This is a genomic window from Pseudomonas sp. GL_135 (assembly GCF_057834665.1).
The window spans coordinates 2,178,381-2,194,955 of sequence record NZ_CM174408.1 but is presented as its reverse complement, the minus strand read 5'-3'; the positions used below and the strand labels follow the sequence as shown (position 1 = coordinate 2,194,955).

Annotated in this window: 11 protein-coding genes; 4 read left to right on the top strand and 7 right to left on the bottom strand. The window is 62.0% G+C overall.

Annotation, left to right across the window (positions count from 1 at the left end; translation table 11 throughout):
- Positions 1-128 precede the first annotated feature (128 nt).
- The 6 genes from AC3ISG_RS09930 to AC3ISG_RS09905 all read right to left on the bottom strand — a co-directional run bounded on the left by AC3ISG_RS09930 (position 129) and on the right by AC3ISG_RS09905 (position 8,051).
- Positions 129-1,475 (bottom strand): lysine N(6)-hydroxylase/L-ornithine N(5)-oxygenase family protein, encoded by a 1,347-nt coding sequence (locus AC3ISG_RS09930; protein WP_489299131.1) that lies wholly within the window; start codon positions 1,473-1,475, stop codon positions 129-131.
- A gap of 163 nt (positions 1,476-1,638) precedes the next feature.
- Positions 1,639-3,333: a multidrug ABC transporter permease/ATP-binding protein gene (locus AC3ISG_RS09925; protein WP_489299130.1), complete on the bottom strand. Its 1,695-nt coding sequence runs from the start codon at positions 3,331-3,333 to the stop codon at positions 1,639-1,641.
- Positions 3,334-3,378: 45 nt separating this feature from the next.
- Positions 3,379-3,948 (bottom strand): sigma-70 family RNA polymerase sigma factor, encoded by a 570-nt coding sequence (locus tag AC3ISG_RS09920; RefSeq protein WP_272635152.1) that lies wholly within the window; start codon positions 3,946-3,948, stop codon positions 3,379-3,381.
- A 129-nt stretch (positions 3,949-4,077) separates the two neighbouring features.
- On the bottom strand, positions 4,078-4,656 hold the full coding sequence (gene nudK, locus AC3ISG_RS09915; protein WP_108119691.1) for a GDP-mannose pyrophosphatase NudK: 579 nt from the start codon (positions 4,654-4,656) through the stop codon (positions 4,078-4,080).
- A 1,215-nt stretch (positions 4,657-5,871) separates the two neighbouring features.
- The gene (locus AC3ISG_RS09910) at positions 5,872-6,798 is read right to left on the bottom strand and encodes a Gfo/Idh/MocA family protein (RefSeq protein ID WP_489299129.1); all 927 of its coding nucleotides are present in this window, start codon (positions 6,796-6,798) and stop codon (positions 5,872-5,874) included.
- A gap of 65 nt (positions 6,799-6,863) precedes the next feature.
- Positions 6,864-8,051, bottom strand: a complete 1,188-nt coding sequence (locus AC3ISG_RS09905; RefSeq protein ID WP_489299128.1) for a XylR family transcriptional regulator — start codon at positions 8,049-8,051, stop codon at positions 6,864-6,866.
- Between the two features lie 188 nt (positions 8,052-8,239).
- Between AC3ISG_RS09905 and xylA the strand changes: the two genes are divergently transcribed.
- The 4 genes from xylA (at position 8,240) to AC3ISG_RS09885 (ending at position 13,705) form a co-directional block, all read left to right on the top strand.
- The gene (gene xylA / locus AC3ISG_RS09900; protein WP_489299127.1) at positions 8,240-9,556 is read left to right on the top strand and encodes a xylose isomerase; all 1,317 of its coding nucleotides are present in this window, start codon (positions 8,240-8,242) and stop codon (positions 9,554-9,556) included.
- Between the two features lie 288 nt (positions 9,557-9,844).
- Positions 9,845-10,846 carry a D-xylose ABC transporter substrate-binding protein gene (gene xylF / locus AC3ISG_RS09895; protein WP_122534585.1) on the top strand — a complete coding sequence of 334 codons (1,002 nt, stop codon included), beginning with the start codon at positions 9,845-9,847 and terminating at the stop codon, positions 10,844-10,846.
- 133 nt (positions 10,847-10,979) lie between these two features.
- Positions 10,980-12,572: a D-xylose ABC transporter ATP-binding protein gene (xylG, locus tag AC3ISG_RS09890; RefSeq protein ID WP_489299126.1), complete on the top strand. Its 1,593-nt coding sequence runs from the start codon at positions 10,980-10,982 to the stop codon at positions 12,570-12,572.
- Positions 12,569-13,705 carry a sugar ABC transporter permease gene (locus AC3ISG_RS09885; protein WP_489299125.1) on the top strand — a complete coding sequence of 379 codons (1,137 nt, stop codon included), beginning with the start codon at positions 12,569-12,571 and terminating at the stop codon, positions 13,703-13,705. Before xylG ends, AC3ISG_RS09885 begins: the two co-directional genes overlap by 4 nt.
- A gap of 465 nt (positions 13,706-14,170) precedes the next feature.
- Here the strand turns inward: AC3ISG_RS09885 and rlmKL are convergent, their stop codons facing one another.
- The gene (gene rlmKL, locus AC3ISG_RS09880) at positions 14,171-16,441 is read right to left on the bottom strand and encodes a bifunctional 23S rRNA (guanine(2069)-N(7))-methyltransferase RlmK/23S rRNA (guanine(2445)-N(2))-methyltransferase RlmL (RefSeq protein ID WP_122534583.1); all 2,271 of its coding nucleotides are present in this window, start codon (positions 16,439-16,441) and stop codon (positions 14,171-14,173) included.
- Positions 16,442-16,575: the final 134 nt, after the last annotated feature.

The window sequence follows — 16,575 nt, the reverse complement described above, 5'->3', positions numbered from 1 at the left end:
TCTTTCACCTGTTTGTATCGGCAAGGCTCAACCCGCAGGCCGCGCGAAGGCGGCCCACAACGTTGTGAGAAAAGAGTGCGTGGCCGCTGACGACCACCGCTGTGACGGACTTTGTTTGCTGCCCGGATTTAGCGCGCCAGCTTGAGAGCCACGCGCGGCTCGGTCTGCGCCTGCAACGCCCCCTGAGCAGAGCGCGCCGAACACGGTTGCGCCTGGTCACCGAAGATCGATTCGACGACTTCCTGGGAGCGGATCGCCAGCACCGACAACAGCGTGTCGCTCAAACCGTGGCTGTCTTCGCAGCAACCCTGGAGAAAAATGCCGGCCTCGCTGCCGGGGCTCAGGGGCAAGCGATAGTGACGGTCGACATTGGCGCCCTGGATGTATTCCTGAATGCCCGAGAGCAGTTCCAGGTGGTAGTCGCGGCGGTAACCGGTGGCGAGCACGACAACGTCGAAGGACTCGCTGTGCATCTGGTCATGGGGCGCGTCGCGCAGGAACAGCTCAATGCCGTCGGCGGCCACTTCGGCGTGCACCACTTCGCGGTTGGTGAGCATGCGGTGGCGCTCTTCGCCGCGCACCTTCTGTTGGTACATGCGCTGGAAAATCGTCTCGATCAGGTCGGTGTCGACCACTGAATAGTTGGTGTTGCGGAACTCGTCGAACAGCGCGACGCGACGCTCCTGGCTGTGGTTGAAGATCGTGTCGGTGAACGACGGGTTGAAGATCTGATTGACGAAGGGGCTGTCATCGGAGGGCTTCAGCGCGCTGCCGCGAATCACCAGGGTGGCCTCGACGTTGTCGAAACGCGAGGCCAGGTCTTCGAAGATTTCCGCTGCGCTCTGACCGCCGCCGACCACCGCCACGCGCACCGGGCCGGGGCGATTGGCGAGGAGCTTTTCGATGCCGCCGCGATAGCCCGCAGAGTGCAGCACGCGCGCATCTTCAAGGCCGTCGAAGGCCGCCGGCGCCTGGGGAATGCCGCCGATGCCGAACACCAGATTGCGCGCGCGACGGCGGGAAACTTCACCGTTCGCATCGCGGGACAGCACGTCCATGGCGACAAAGCGGCCGTCTTCGAAATGCGGCTCCACCGACATCACCTCGGCGCCGTAATGAGCTTGATCGGTGAAGTGCGAGGCCGCCCAGGTCAGGTAATCGGTGTATTCCTCGCGGGTCGGAAAGAAGGTCTTGAGATTGATGAAGTCCTGCAGACGGCCACGCTCGTTGAGGTAGTTGACGAAGGTGAAACGGCTGGCCGGATTGCGCAGGGTCACCAGGTCCTTGAGGAAGGAAATCTGCATGGTAGAACCGTCGATCAGCATGCCTTCGTGCCAGTTGAACGCCGGCTTTTTCTCGAGGAAACACACGTGGGGCGCCAGACCGCTGCGCTGGGCATGCTCCTGGGTGGCAATGGCCAAAGCCAGGTTCGACGGGCCGAAACCGATGCCGATGAAGTCGTAGACGAGTTCCATGCTTCCCTCTCGTAAGGCGCGATGGGTGATCGACTCCGGCAGGCCGAACAACAAGGTCGCTGGCGCCGGATGGCCGTTCACGCGCATCAAAAATGTTTAAGACTGATTCTCATTAACATGACGACTGAGGCTGACGGCTGTTTAGTCCCGGTCGCCGAAAAACTTACAAAGCCTTTACAGTTTTCATCTGATACGCGGCGCCGATCTCTTCCACCGCGTCGCGGCTGGCGTTTTCGCGGCGATCACCCTGCAGCTCGCTGAGCTGCCCGGACTCCATCTTCACCAGACGGTCGGCGAGGTCGAAGTACTGGTCGTCGTGGCTGATGGCAAACACCGTGACGCCAGCCTTTTTGAACATCGGCAGCAGCTCGCGGTAGAAAAAGCGGCGGAACAACGGGTCCTGATCGGCGGCCCATTCGTCCAGCAGCAGAATGTCGCGCTTCTCCAGCAGCGCCAGCATCAGCGCCAGGCGCTTGCGCTGTCCCTGGGAAAAACGCGTGTCGAGCAGGTGCCCGTCGGCGAGCTGCACCTTGTGCTTCATGTGCAGTTTTTCCAGCCAGTGGTCGACGTCAGCGACATCGGCGTTCTGCCCATCGGGCCCGAGCAATTGCGCAAACAAATGGAAGTCGGTGAACACGCTGGCGAACAGCTGACGGTAGGCCAGCCAGTCGTCAGAACCGATGACCTGGCCATCGATCAGAATCGCCCCTGCCGACGGTCGATACAGGCCGCTGAGCAAGCGCGCCAGGCTGGATTTACCGCTGCCGTTGCCGCCCATGAGGAACACGGTTTCGCCCCGGCGCAAGGTCAGGTTGACCGGGCCGACATCGAAACCGGGCTCGTCACCCTGGGGCGCATAGTGGTATTCGACGTCACGGAGTTCGAGGGTCTGCCAGTGACCGGCGATATGGCTCGGGGCGACGTCGAAGCTTTCGTGATGGTCGGCCAGGGCCAGCGACTCGACTTTATCCAACGCCACGCGCCCGGAGATCTGCGCCGGGATCGCCGCCACCGCCAGCACCAGCGGCGTGCGCATGAACAGCACGGTCAGCGCGTAGGTGGCCGCCACTTCCGTCGGCGCCCAGCCCAGGCCGTTGGCCAGGTAAAACGCCAGGCCAATGGTGCCGAGGACCATGATGTTGGCCCAGTTGCTGGCCAGGCCGTGGTAACGGTCGGCCAGGGTGAAATGCTCGCGGTAGCGCTGGGCGGCGACGTCGAAGGTTTCTTCGTACAGACGGCGCGCGCGGTCGCGGTTGAGGGTCAGCTCCTTGCGCCCGTCAATCACTCCCTGGTAGCTCTGATAGAGCTTGTCTTCGGACTCACGCAGCGCGCGGATGTGGGCGTTGAGTTTACCGACCAGCAGCCAGCCCACGCCGAGGGTGAAGGCCATCCAGCACAGCGTGGTGATGAACAGCGACGGCGACAGCCAGGCCAGGTAGCTGAACGACGCGACGCTGAGCACCGAGCCGTAGATCAGGTCCGGCAGCTGCACGAAGGCCATGGTCACGGCGCGAATGTCGCTGGACAGGCTGGCGAAGATCTTCGCCCCGCCGATGGATTCGATGCGCTCGATGTTGGTGTCCAGCAGGCGCTTGACCATCACCCGGCGCAGGCCATAAACGAACCGGTGACCCAGGGCGGTCAGCGACAACGACGCCCCGGACGCCAGCGCCAGCAGCACGGCGAGCATCAGGCCGAATTGCCACAGCGCGGTGCCGAGGCCGTCGTGACTGCTGATCATGCGTTGGTTGACGAAGGCAATCACGCCGACGCTCAACAACCCGCTGCTGACGCTCAGCAACAGCACCATCGCAAGCGGCCAGCGGTATTGCTGGAAGACCAGACGAACTAATTTCATGAATGACTCCGGGCAGTGAAAACGAAAGACATGACGCGGCGATGCCTAGAGCTCGCCGAGCCGCGCGCGGCAGTGAGAGAGGGTGTCGCGCAGGAGGAAATTGACCATGGTCGGCGAGGTGCCGATGACCTTGGCCACGTCGCGCTGGGTGTAGCCCTGGATCTGGCTGAGGTCGAAGACGATGCGCATGCGCTTGGGCAATTCGTTGAGCGCACCGACCAGTTGATCGAGGGACTCGCGGCCCGCCAATACACGCTCGGGGGACACCTCGAAACGTATCTGCTCTTCCTGCTCGGCTTCAGCGCCGTGGTTGCGTTCGAGACGCTGGCGGCGGAGACGGTCGATGGACAGATTGCGCACGACGCGAAACATGTAGCGCGCAGGCTCCGCCGATGCGAGGTCGCTTTCGAGCATCTTCACGAAAGCGTCCTGCACCACGTCTTCGGCGCGAGCGCGACAGCCGAGGAATTTGGCCGCCAGCCGCAACAGCGCTTCGCGGTGGGTGTTGTAGGTGCCCATCAGCGCGTCGAGGCGCGGGTCTCTCGCGCCGCGGGTGGCGCCAACACACGGTGAGCCGACCCGGGTGGGGTGGCCCATTGCAGGGCGAAAATCCATCTTGTTCGACATCCCTGGTTACAAAGGAACGCGAAGGATAACGCAAACGATTCTCATTGCAACGTAAGAAAGTTTACCGATCGGTGAAACTTTATCGCCGTACCCCGAGTCGTTTCAGTCCTGCGGTTCTCATTTCATCAGGCGCAGCTCCAGGTATTGCAGGAGCATGATGGTCTTGCCGTCATTGATTTCACCGCTTTCGACCATGGCGATGGCCCGCTCGAAATCCAGCTCCAGGACCTCGATGTCCTCGCCCTCCTCTTCCAGCCCGCCGCCGTCGCTGACCCGATCGTCCGGCTGGTATTCGCCGATGAAAAAGTGAATGCGCTCGGTCACCGAACCCGGGCTCATGAAGGCGTCGAATATCTTCTTCACCGAGCGCACGACGTAGCCGGTTTCTTCCTCGGCTTCCAGGCGAATGCGCTCTTCGGGGCTGGCATTGTCCAGCAAGCCCGCAGCGGCCTCGATCAAGTAGCCGTCGTGGCCGTTGACGAAGGCCGGCATGCGGAACTGCCGGGTCAGCACCACGGTGCGGCGTTCGAGGTTGTACAACAGAATCGTCGCGCCATTGCCCCGGTCGTACACCTCGCGGGTTTGCGACTGCCAACTGCCGTCACGGCGTTGCAGCTCGAAGCTGTATTTCTTCAGCACGTACCAGTTGTCGGAGAGGAGTTGTTCATCGGTGATGCGGATGGGCGTGGAAGGCATGGTGGTCCTTATGGGTAGGGGGTTAGCTGGATGGCTTGGACTGGGGCAGCTACCGAGGATTAGGCAATGACGCAAACCTTGTAGGAGTGAGATTGCTCGCGAAGAGGCCGGTACATCCGCCACATCTCCAGCGGCTGGAATGCCATCTTCGTGAGCAAGCTCACTCCCACAAGGGCAGCGTTTGCCTTGCGAAAGCAGCGGGTCAGAAAGATGGGCTCTGCTCAATCATGACCACACCAGAGATGTATCAGTTGCCGCAAATCCTGTGGGAGCGAGCTTGCTCGCGAAGAGGCCGGTACATCCGCCACATCTCCGGCGGCTGGAATGCCATCTTCGTGAGCAAGCTCACTCTCACAAGGGCAGCGTTTGCCTTGCGAAAGCAGCGCGTCAGAAAGATGGGCTCTGCTCAATCATGACCACACCAGAGATGTAGCAGTTGCCGCAAATCCTGTGGGAGCGAGCTTGCTCGCGAAGAGGCCGGTACATCCGCCACATCTCCGGCGGCTGGAATGCCATCTTCGTGAGCAAGCTCACTCCCACAAGGGCAGCGTTTGCCTTGCGAAAGCAGCGCGTCAGAAAGATGGGCTCTGCTCAATCATGACCACACCAGAGATGTAGCAGTTGCCGCAAATCCTGTGGGAGCGAGCTTGCTCGCGAAGAGGCCGGTACATCCGCCACATCTCCGGCGGCTGGAATGCCATCTTCGTGAGCAAGCTCACTCCCACAAGGGCAGCGTTTGCCTTGCGAAAGCAGCGCGTCAGAAAGATGGGCTCTGCTCAATCATGACCACACCAGAGATGTAGCAGTTGCCGCTAATCCTGTGGGAGCGAGCTTGCTCGCGAAGAGGCCGGTACATCCGCCACATCTCCGGCGGCTGGAATGCCATCTTCGTGAGCAAGCTCACTCCCACAAGTTCAACATCTGCCGCATCCACCTGCTTTCTCCTCAAAAACCCCGAACTATTGTTTCCATCGATTGCCAACATAGTCACGAACGCCGTTCTGCTTGCCCGTGCAAATCCGGATGATGGCGGCACTGATTAACCAGACAAGGATTTGCCCGCAATGTCCATCAACATGACCATTCTGTTGACCCTGATCGTTTCGTTTTCCATCGCCCTGGCCGGTGTGGTGCATATCTGACAAGGCGTTCGCCGTGCAGTAAGCGCTGAGGCCCGATCCGGCACGACAGACCGGGCCATTGATCGGCACTTTTTTATTCGTGAAAAGCCGCCACCGTCTCCTTGCTGCCGACAAAAAAGCTGTCGGCGACGATACGCAGCGGCTGCAGGTCCAGATCGCTTTTGCCCGCACCGATCAGGCGCGCAAAGTGCCCGTACATGGCCGGGTACTCGCCCTCCTCCGACACGCTCTGCGCCACGCCGTCGATGCTGACCTGCGCGCCGCCGGCGTCCAGGCGCATCATGCCTTCGTCGCAGTGCAGCTCAATGCTCCACTGCTCGTTGACGCTGTGATCGAAATCCAGTTCGGCAACCACCTGAACGTTCTCACCGGAGCGCATCTGCAACGACGCAGCAATCGGCGACTGGCAATTGCTTGGCACGCTCAGGTTGGCGCTTTCAACGAACAACGCGCGGGGCAGTAATTCGGTGACGATCGACAACGCATTGATCCCCGGATCGAACACGCCCAGCCCGCCCGCCTGCCAGATCCACGCCTGGCCCGGGTGCCATTTGCGCACCTGCTCTTTCCAGTCGATCCTGACCTGCTTGAGGGCCTTGCCTTCAAGCCACTGCACCGCGTTGCGCACGCCCGGGGCAAAGCGTGAATGCCAGGCGAACAGGCCGCTGACGCCCGCTGCATTGACCTCGTCGATCAAGGCGAGCGCTTCGCCCAGGGTCGAGCACGGCGGTTTCTCCACCAGCACGTGTTTGCCAGCCTTCAGCGCCTGTTCAACCAGCGCAAAACGCCCTTGGGGCGGGGTGCAAAAGGCGATGGCGTCCACCGCCGGGCCTTCTGTGAGCAGTTCAGCCAGAGAGCTGAAATTGGGCACGCCCGGACAGTGCTGACCCAGCGTCGCCACCGCCACAAGCTCAAAGCGGTCACTGCCGTGGATGGCCGGCACGTGCTGGTCCTGGGCGATCTTGCCGTAACCCACCAGCCCTAAACGAATCGGATGCATCGATGACTCCTGTGATGTTGTCGTTGTTATGACAGACGCGTCCCAAACGGGGCGCCCTAAACCAATCAATGAATCGGTGCGGCTTCGCCCTGCTGAAATTCGCGGGGGGTGCAGCCGAATTCCCGGCGGAACACCGTGTGCAGGTATTGCGCGGATTTGAAGCCGCAGTTCTGCGCGATCTCGGCGATGGCCGTATCACCGTGTTTCAGACCTGACGCGGCGGCGGTGAGTTTGAAGCTCAAAATCTCGTCATGCACGCTGCAGCCGCGCTCCTTGCGAAAGTGCGATTCCAGGGAAGAACGGGAAATACCGACGTAGCCCGCGACCTGGGCGGTTTTGATGCCCTGGCAGGCGTACTGGCGAATGAAATGCAGCGCCTGCATGACGTAGGGGTTGCCCAGTGGCTGATGCAGGCTGGAAGCCTGAACGTTGATGGCCTCGGGCGGCACCAGAATCTGGCGGGCGGTCGAGGGCATGCCGTGGAGCATCTGGTGCAGCAACTGCGCCGCCGTTCGCCCCATGCTTTGCGTGCCCTGGGTCACCGAACTGAGGGGCACCCGCGTGAGGGTGCGGGTCAGCGGGTCATTGTCGATGCCGATCAGCGCCACTTGCTCGGGCACCGCAATGCCCGCGGTCAGGCACGCCTGCAACAACTGACGCGCGCGGGCGTCGCTGACGGCGATGATGCCGATGGGTTTGGGCAGGCTTTGCAGCCAGGTGATTTGCTGCTCCACGGCGCTGTCCCACATCGGCGCGCTGGTGCTCAGGCCGCGATAGACCTCGCCGTGCAAACCATCACGCTGCAACAGCCGGCGGAAGGCTTTCTCACGTTCCTGAGCCCAGCGATTGCTCTGGGCTTCCGGCAGGCTGAAACAGGCGAAGCGCGTCAGACCGGCTTCGATCAGGTGCTCATAGGCCAGTTTGATCAGCGCGAAATTGTCCGTGGCGACGTAGGGAATGTGTGTCGGGTAGGCCCGCTCGTCCTCGTAGGAACCGCCCACGGCCACCACCGGCAAAGTACTTCCGGCCAGCGCCTCGCCGATCAGCGGATCATCGAAGTCGGCAATGATGCCGTCGCCCTGCCAGCGCTCGATGCCTTTGAGCCGGCACAGAAAATCTTCTTCCAGAAACAGATCCCAGGAGGCCCGGGTGCTGCTCAGGTAGTTGCCGATGCCGGTGATGATGCCGCGGTCGTAGACCTTGCCGCCGTTGAACAACAGCGCGATGCGGTGAGCGGGCGGGACGGTTTTCATTATTGTTCCCCGGGCCTGTGAAACGAGTCGGCACAGACTAGGCCTGCGCCGGGGGAATCTCAATACTCAAAATCGAACACCGAGTTGGTGATTTTCGCAATCGGCGCCGACGGGGCCGTTGCTAGTATCGGGAGCAGCCAAGACAACAACGTGCAGAACGCCGCCGATAAAACAATAAGGAAACCCCGATGCCCTGCTTCCCCGATATCGACACCATTCGCTACGAAGGCCCCGGCAGCGAGTCGCCCCTCGCCTTCCGCCATTACGACGCCGACAAAATCATCCTCGGCAAGCCCATGCGCGAACACCTGCGCATGGCCGCGTGCTACTGGCACACCTTCGTCTGGCCGGGGGCCGACATGTTCGGCGTCGGCACCTTCAAGCGTCCGTGGGTCAAACCGGGGGACGCCATGGAGCTGGCGCGTTTGAAAGCCGACGCGGCCTTCGAGTTTTTCTCCAAACTGGGCATCGACTATTACAGCTTCCACGACACCGACGTCGCCCCAGAAGGCGCCAGCCTGAAAGAGTACAGCCACAACTTCGCGCAGATGGTCGACGAACTGGAACGCCATCAGGAACAGAGCGGCATTCAGCTGCTGTGGGGCACCGCCAACTGCTTCAGCAACCCGCGCTTCGCCGCCGGTGCCGCGAGCAATCCGGACCCGGAAGTGTTCGCCTTCGCCGCCGCCCAGGTGTTCAGCGCGATGAACGCGACCCATCGGCTCAAGGGCTCGAACTACGTGCTGTGGGGCGGTCGCGAGGGTTACGAGACGCTCCTCAACACCGACCTCAAGCGCGAGCGCGAGCAACTGGGGCGCTTCATGGCCATGGTGGTCGAGCATAAACACAAGATCGGTTTTACCGGCCACCTGCTGATCGAGCCCAAACCCCAGGAGCCGACCAAGCACCAGTACGATTACGACACCGCCACGGTGTTCGGTTTTCTGCAACAGTTCGGGCTGGAGAAGGAGATCAAGGTCAATATCGAGGCGAACCACGCCACCCTCGCCGGCCACAGTTTTCACCATGAAATCGCCACGGCGGCGTCCCTCGGCATCTTCGGCAGCATCGACGCCAACCGCGGCGATCCGCAGAACGGCTGGGACACCGATCAGTTTCCCAACAGCGTTGAAGAGCTGACTTTGGCCACCTACGAGATCCTCAAGGCCGGCGGTTTCAAAAATGGCGGCTACAACTTCGATTCCAAGGTACGCCGGCAGAGTCTCGATGAGGTCGACCTGTTCTACGGCCACGTTGCGGCCATGGACGTGCTCGCGCTCTCGCTGGAACGGGCGGCGGCGATGATTCAGGACGACAAATTGCAGGCGTTCAAGGACCAGCGCTATGCGGGCTGGGACCAGCCGTTCGGGCGCGCCGTCCTGTCGGGGGATTTCAGCCTGGATGCCCTGGCGCAGCACGCCATGGACAACGAACTTAACCCGCAGGCCGTGAGCGGCCGCCAGGAAATGCTCGAAGGCGTGGTGAACCGGTTTATTTATCCCTGACAGGTGATGATCGCAAAGCTTCCCGGCTAAAGCCGGTCCCACTAAGGGCATGCGATGCTTTTCGTAGGACCGGCTTTAGCCGGGAAGAGGCCAATGCGCGCAACATCCATCTTGCGGTGTGACGCCAACAGCTTCCCGGCTAAAGCCGGTCCTACTAAGGGAATAGCGTTGGTTACATTCTCACGACAATTCCCTGCTCGCGGCGCGCGGCCAGTATCTACAGTTCCACCGGCAAACCCATACATGCTCGAAAAGTGTCTCTAAACAAAAATAACAGGACGCAACCCCATGAAGAGTTTCAAGACCACCCTGCTCGCCAGTGCCCTGGCCCTGCTCAGCCTGCCGGTCATGGCCGATTCGGCCCATCCGAAAATCGGCTTTTCCATTGATGACCTGCGCCTCGAACGCTGGTCCCGGGACCGCGACTACTTCGTCGCAGCGGCAGAGAAAATGGACGCCAAGGTGTACGTCCAGTCCGCTGATGCCAACGAAGGCAAACAGATTTCCCAAATCGAAAACCTGATCTCCCGCGGCGTCGATGTGATCGTCATCGTGCCGTTCAACGCCACCGTGCTGACCAACGCCGTCGCCGAAGCCAAGAAGGCCGGCATCAAAGTGGTGTCTTACGACCGGCTGATCCTCAACGCCGACATCGACGCCTACATTTCCTTCGATAACGAAAAGGTCGGCGAAATGCAGGCGGCCGGCGTGCTCAAGGCCGCGCCCAAAGGCAATTACTTTCTACTCGGCGGCGCGCCCACCGACAACAACGCCAAGGTCCTGCGCGAAGGCCAGATGAAAGTGCTGCAGCCGGCCATCGACAAGGGCGACATCAAGATCGTCGGCCAGCAATGGGTCAAGGAATGGAACCCGACCGAAGCCCTGAGCATCGTCGAAAACGCCCTGACCAAAAACAGCAACAAGATCGACGGCATCGTCGCCTCCAACGACGCCACCGCCGGCGGCGCGATTCAGGCCCTCGCCGCGCAGAAGCTGGCCGGCAAGGTGCCGATCTCCGGGCAAGACGCCGACCTGGCAGCCGTCAAACGGGTGATCGACGGCACCCAGACCATGACCGTCTACAAACCGCTGAAACTGATCGCCTCGGAAGCGGCAAAACTGTCGGTGCAACTGGCGCGCAACGAGAAGCCGACCTACAGCTCGCAGTACGACAACGGCACCAAGAAGGTCGACACCATCCTCCTGACCCCGACGCCGCTGACCAAGGACAACATCGATCTGCTGGAGAAGGACGGGTTCTACACCAAGGATCAGATCGCGGGTAAGTAAGGCATCAAGCTGAACAGGCCTGATTCGCCGCATTAATGCCAAGCCCTGTGGGACCGAGGTGATTCGGTGCCACGGGGTTTTGCGCAAGCCGGCCCTGCTGCACCCGTCTTCTGCTTCTGCGCGAGATCCCGCAATGTCCGATTACCTGCTGCAAATGAACGGCATCGTCAAATCCTTTGGCGGCGTCAAGGCGCTCAATGGCATCGACATCAAGGTGCGGGCCGGCGAATGCGTCGGCCTGTGCGGCGAGAACGGCGCTGGCAAATCGACGCTGATGAAAGTCCTCTCGGCGGTCTATCCCCACGGCACCTGGGAGGGCGAAATCCTCTGGGACGGCCAGCCGCTGAAGGCGCAATCCATCAGCGAAACCGAGGCCGCCGGGATTGTCATCATCCACCAGGAACTCACCCTCGTCCCCGACCTGTCGGTGGCCGAAAACATTTTCATGGGCCACGAACTGACCCTGCCAGGCGGGCGCATGAATTACCCGGCGATGATCCACCGCGCCGAAGCCCTCATGCGCGAACTGAAAGTGCCGGACATGAACGTGGCCCTGCCGGTCTCGCAATACGGCGGCGGCTATCAGCAATTGGTGGAAATCGCCAAGGCGCTGAACAAACAGGCGCGCCTGCTGATCCTCGACGAGCCCTCTTCGGCCCTGACCCGCTCGGAAATCGAAGTCCTGCTGGATATCATTCGCGAGCTCAAAGCCAAGGGCGTCGCCTGCGTCTACATCTCCCACAAGCTCGATGAAGTCGCCGCCGTCTGCGACACCATTTCGGTGATCCGCGACGGCAAGCACATCGCAACGACGGCCATGGCCGACATGGACATCCCCAGAATCATCACGCAGATGGTCGGCCGCGAGATGAGCAACCTCTACCCCACCGAACCGCACACCGTCGGCGAGGTGATTTTCGAAGCGCGCCATGTCACCTGCTACGACGTCGACAACCCGAAACGCAAGCGCGTGGACGACATCTCATTCCTGCTCAGGCGCGGGGAAATCCTCGGCATCGCTGGCCTGGTCGGCGCCGGGCGCACCGAACTGGTGTCGGCGCTGTTCGGGGCCTACCCGGGGCGCTACACCGGTGAAGTGTGGCTGGACGGCAAAGCCATCGACACGCGCACGCCACTTAAATCCATCCGCGCAGGCCTGTGCATGGTTCCCGAGGACCGCAAGCGTCAGGGCATCATTCCCGACCTGGGCGTGGGCCAGAACATCACCCTCGCCGTGCTCGACAGCTTCGCCCACTTGACGCGCATTGACGCCGAAGCCGAGCTGGGCAGCATCGACAAGGAAATCGCGCGCATGCACCTGAAGACCGCGAGCCCGTTCCTGCCGATCACCAGCCTGTCCGGCGGCAATCAGCAAAAAGCCGTGCTGGCGAAAATGCTGCTGACGAAGCCGCGGGTGCTGATTCTCGATGAGCCCACACGCGGCGTGGACGTCGGCGCCAAATACGAGATTTACAAACTGATGGGCGCGCTGGCGGCCAGCGGCGTGTCGATCATCATGGTGTCGTCGGAGCTGGCCGAAGTGCTCGGCGTCTCCGACCGCGTGCTGGTGATCGGCGAAGGTCAGTTGCGTGGGGACTTCGTCAACGAAGGTCTGACCCAGGAACAGGTGCTCGCGGCCGCACTCAGCCAGTCCGCGGACTGCCTGGCTGCGCCCGACAAAAACAATAACGACCGGCCCGGTGCTGTGGGAGACGCGCGTCAATGAATCAACTCAAGCAACTGTTCACCCGCTACAAAATGCTCGCGCTGGTGATCGCCATCGCGGTCATCTGGCTGTTCTTCAGTTGGGAAACCGACGGGGGCTTTCTGACGCCGCGCAACCTGTCCAACCTGCTGCGGCAGATGTCGATTACCGGGATTCTCGCCTGCGGCATGGTGCTGGTGATCATCAGCGGTGAGATCGATCTGTCGGTGGGGTCGTTGCTCGGCCTGCTCGGCGGCGTGGCGGCAATTCTCGACGTGGTGTACCACGTGCCGCTGCCGCTGAACCTGTGCATCGTCGCCGGCTGCGGGCTGTTGATCGGCCTGGCCAACGGCTGCATGACCGCGTACCTGCGCATCCCGTCATTCATCGTCGGCCTGGGCGGCATGCTGGCGTTTCGCGGGATTCTCCTGGGAGTCACCGGCGGGACCACCATCGCACCGGTGTCGCCGGAACTGGTCTACATCGGCCAGGGTTATCTGCCGCCAATGGTGGGCATCGTGCTTGGCGTGCTGCTCTTCGCCCTGACGCTGTTCCTGACCTGGCGCCAGCGCAGCAACCGCGCATTGCACGGGCTGGCCGCCCATTCGCTGGCAAGGGATGCAGTGCGGGTGGTGGCGATCGGTGCCGTCCTGGCCGGGTTCGTCTACACCCTGAACAGCTACGACGGGATTCCGGTACCGGTGCTGCTGCTGTTGGTCCTGCTTGGCGTGTTCAGCTACATCACCAGCCAGACCGTGTTCGGCCGACGCATCTACTCGGTGGGCAGCAACATGGAGGCCACGCGCCTCTCCGGGATCAACGTGCAGGCGGTGAAGTTGTGGATCTTCGGCATCATGGGTGTCATGTGCGCCCTCGCCGGCCTGGTCAACACCGCACGCCTGGCCGCGGGCTCGCCGTCGGCGGGCAACATGGGTGAGCTCGATGCCATCGCCGCCTGCTTCATCGGCGGGACCTCCATGCGCGGCGGCTCGGGCACCGTCTACGGCGCCTTGCTCGGCGCCCTCGTCATCACCAGCCTCGACAACGGTATGTCCATGCTCGACGTCGACAGCTACTGGCAGATGATCGTCAAGGGGAGCATTCTGGTGCTGGCGGTGTGGGTCGATGTCAGTACCCGGGCTGGGCGGCGTTAAGTGCAGACACCTGAATGTCTGTATTGGAAGCGAAATGGGTGGGAGATTCTATGGTTGTCATCAAACCAAAATCCCCCTTTTGATCGTTCCCACGCTCCGCGTGGTAACGCCGCCTCGGACGCTCCGCGTCCCGCAGACGACGCGCATTCAGGCCGGGGAAGGTGACGCGGAGCGTCACGGGATGCATTCCCACGCAGAGCGGGGGAACGATCAAGATCAAAAGCTTCCCGGCTGAAGCCGGTCCCACAGAATGCACGCGCTGCTTTTAGTGGGACCGGCTTTAGCCGGGAAGAGGCCAGCCCGGGCGCCGACAGTATTGCGGATCAGCCACACTTACTGTGCGAACGGAGGGGGCGCGTGCGGCCGAATGACCGCGTCGGACACGCCCCTTGCGGGAGCGAGCCTGCTCGCGAAGAGGCGGATACGGTCCTGCAGTAACAGGGCTGTATCCGCCCTCCCAAGCGGTTAACGCGCGGTGATTTTCCACGCGCGGTGGATCTTGCCATTGCGCGCAAAGTCCGGGTCGACGGTGTGCTGGGTGATTTCCTCCACGGCGTAACGCTCCACCAGCGTCTCTTCGAGCTGGAATTTGCGGAAGTTGTTGGAGAAATACAGCACGCCGCCCGGCGCCAGGCGCGCCATGGCCAGGTCGATCAGTTGCACCTGATCGCGCTGCACGTCAAACACGCCTTCCATGCGCTTGGAGTTGGAGAACGTCGGCGGGTCGATGAAGATCAGGTCGTACTCTTCACGACTGGCCTCCAGCCACACCATCACGTCGCTCTGCTCCAGACGGTTCTTGTCCGAGAAGCCGTTCAGCGACAAATTGCGACGCGCCCAATCCAGATAGGTTTTCGACAGGTCAACGCTGGTGGTGCTGCGTGCCCCACCCTTGGCGGCATGCACGCTGGCGGTCGCGGTGTAGCAGTAAAGGTTGAGGAAGCGCTTGCCCGCTGCTTCGCGCTGGATACGCATGCGCATCGGCCGGTGATCGAGGAACAGACCGGTGTCCAGGTAATCGGTGAGGTTGACCAGCAGCTTCACGCCGCCTTCGTTGACCTCATTGAACTTGCCCTGGGCGCTCTGGCGCTCGTACTGCTTGGTACCACTCTGGCGTTCGCGACGCTTGACCACCACGCGGCTCTTGTCGATGCCCAGCGCCTGGGGAATGGCCGCCAGCGCATCGAACATGCGAATGGACGCTTTTTCCGGATCAATGGACTTCGGCGCCACGTACTCCTGGACGTGGACCCAGTCGTGGTACAGGTCGATGGCCATGGCGTACTCGGGCATGTCCGCATCGTAGACGCGGTAGCAATCGATCCCCTCGCGCTTGACCCATTTGCCCAGCGCCTTGACGTTCTTCTGCAGGCGGTTGGCGAACATTTGCCCGCCTTCGCTCAAGCGCGGTTGCTCAATGACCGGCGCAGGTGCGGGCGTCGGCTTGATCGGGTTGCCGTTCTTGTTGTACTGGCGCTCCGGGGCGACGTCCGGCGTCTGGTCATAAGCGGCTTGCTCACGCTCGGCCTGACGCTGCTCCGGGGTGCGACGCTCGCCGGTGACGAACTGATCCGGCAGCACTTTGATCAACAGCAGCTTGCACGGCAGTGCGCCGTTCCAGAACGCGTATTGCTTGTGGCTGCGAATGCCCATGCGCTTGCCCAGATCGGGCGCACCGGTGAACACCGCCGCTTCCCAGTTCAGGCAGGCCTGACGCAGGCGCTCACCGAGGTTCTGGTAGAGGTACAACAGGCTGGCTTCGTCGCCAAGACGCTCGCCGTAAGGCGGGTTGCAGATCACCAGACCGGTCTGGTTCTGGTCGGGACGCGGCTCGAAGGTCGCCACTTCGCCCTGGTATATCTTGATCCACTCGCTGAGGCCGGCGCGCTCGACGTTGTTGCGGCCCGGCTGAATCAGCCGCGGATCGGCTTCGTAACCACGAATCCACAGCGGCGGCTTGGCCAGACCCGCTTGCGCACGTTCCAGCGCTTCGTCATGCAGCTTGCGCCAGATCGCCGGCACGTGGCCCAGCCAGGCGGAGAAGCCCCAGCGCTCGCGCTTGAGGTTGGGCGCGATGTCGGCAGCGATCATCGCGGCTTCGACCAGAAAAGTACCCACGCCGCACATCGGGTCAGCCAGCGCGCCACCCTCAGCGGCAATGCGCGGCCAGCCCGAGCGGATGAGGATCGCGGCCGCCAGGTTTTCCTTGAGCGGCGCGGCGCCCTGCTGCAGGCGGTAGCCGCGCTGGTGCAGGCTGTGGCCGGACAGGTCCAGGGACAGGATCGCTTCGCCCCGGTCCAGTCGCAGGTGCACGCGCAGGTCAGGATTGAGTTTGTCGACCGAGGGGCGTACGCCGTCTGCGGTGCGCAGGCGGTCAACAATGCCGTCTTTAACCTTCAAGGCGCCGAAATGGGTGTTATCGATCCCCGAACCGTGACCGCTGAACTCAACGGCCAGCGTGCCTTCCGCCTCCAGATGGTCCGCCCACTCAATGTCGTGAACCCCGTGATAAAGGTCCTCTGCGTCTTTCATCGGGAAACGCTTGAGCACCAGCAGCACCCGGTTCGCCAGACGCGACCACAGACACAGCCGGTAGGCGGTTTCCATGTCGGCGGTGCCACGGATGGCGGAAGTGTGTTCGCGGGTTTCCTCGAGACCAAGGGCGGTGGCTTCCTCAGCCAGCAAGCCTTCGAGGCCTTTTGGGCAGGTGAGGAAAAGTTCGTAACGGTCCGACATGAGTATTCCAGAGCCTAAGGCCATAGCGGCCGGACAACGCATTGTCCGGCCCGATTGCAACAGACGCCTTTCAGGGAGGACGCCTGCGGGGCACACAGTTTGTGCCTGTCCCTCGCACCGATACATTTCGAGTG

Excerpts from the sequence above, each read along its gene's own strand:
- AC3ISG_RS09930 (WP_489299131.1), bottom strand. The coding sequence starts at position 1,475 with ATGGAACTCGTCTACGACTTCATCGGCATCGGTTTCGGCCCGTCGAAC.
- nudK (WP_108119691.1), bottom strand. The coding sequence starts at position 4,656 with ATGCCTTCCACGCCCATCCGCATCACCGATGAACAACTCCTCTCCGAC.
- AC3ISG_RS09910 (WP_489299129.1), bottom strand. The coding sequence starts at position 6,798 with ATGCATCCGATTCGTTTAGGGCTGGTGGGTTACGGCAAGATCGCCCAG.
- xylA (WP_489299127.1), top strand. The coding sequence starts at position 8,240 with ATGCCCTGCTTCCCCGATATCGACACCATTCGCTACGAAGGCCCCGGC.
- xylF (WP_122534585.1), top strand. The coding sequence starts at position 9,845 with ATGAAGAGTTTCAAGACCACCCTGCTCGCCAGTGCCCTGGCCCTGCTC.
- AC3ISG_RS09885 (WP_489299125.1), top strand. The coding sequence starts at position 12,569 with ATGAATCAACTCAAGCAACTGTTCACCCGCTACAAAATGCTCGCGCTG.
- AC3ISG_RS09920 (WP_272635152.1), bottom strand. The coding sequence starts at position 3,948 with ATGGATTTTCGCCCTGCAATGGGCCACCCCACCCGGGTCGGCTCACCG.
- AC3ISG_RS09905 (WP_489299128.1), bottom strand. The coding sequence starts at position 8,051 with ATGAAAACCGTCCCGCCCGCTCACCGCATCGCGCTGTTGTTCAACGGC.
- AC3ISG_RS09925 (WP_489299130.1), bottom strand. The coding sequence starts at position 3,333 with ATGAAATTAGTTCGTCTGGTCTTCCAGCAATACCGCTGGCCGCTTGCG.
- xylG (WP_489299126.1), top strand. The coding sequence starts at position 10,980 with ATGTCCGATTACCTGCTGCAAATGAACGGCATCGTCAAATCCTTTGGC.
- rlmKL (WP_122534583.1), bottom strand. The coding sequence starts at position 16,441 with ATGTCGGACCGTTACGAACTTTTCCTCACCTGCCCAAAAGGCCTCGAA.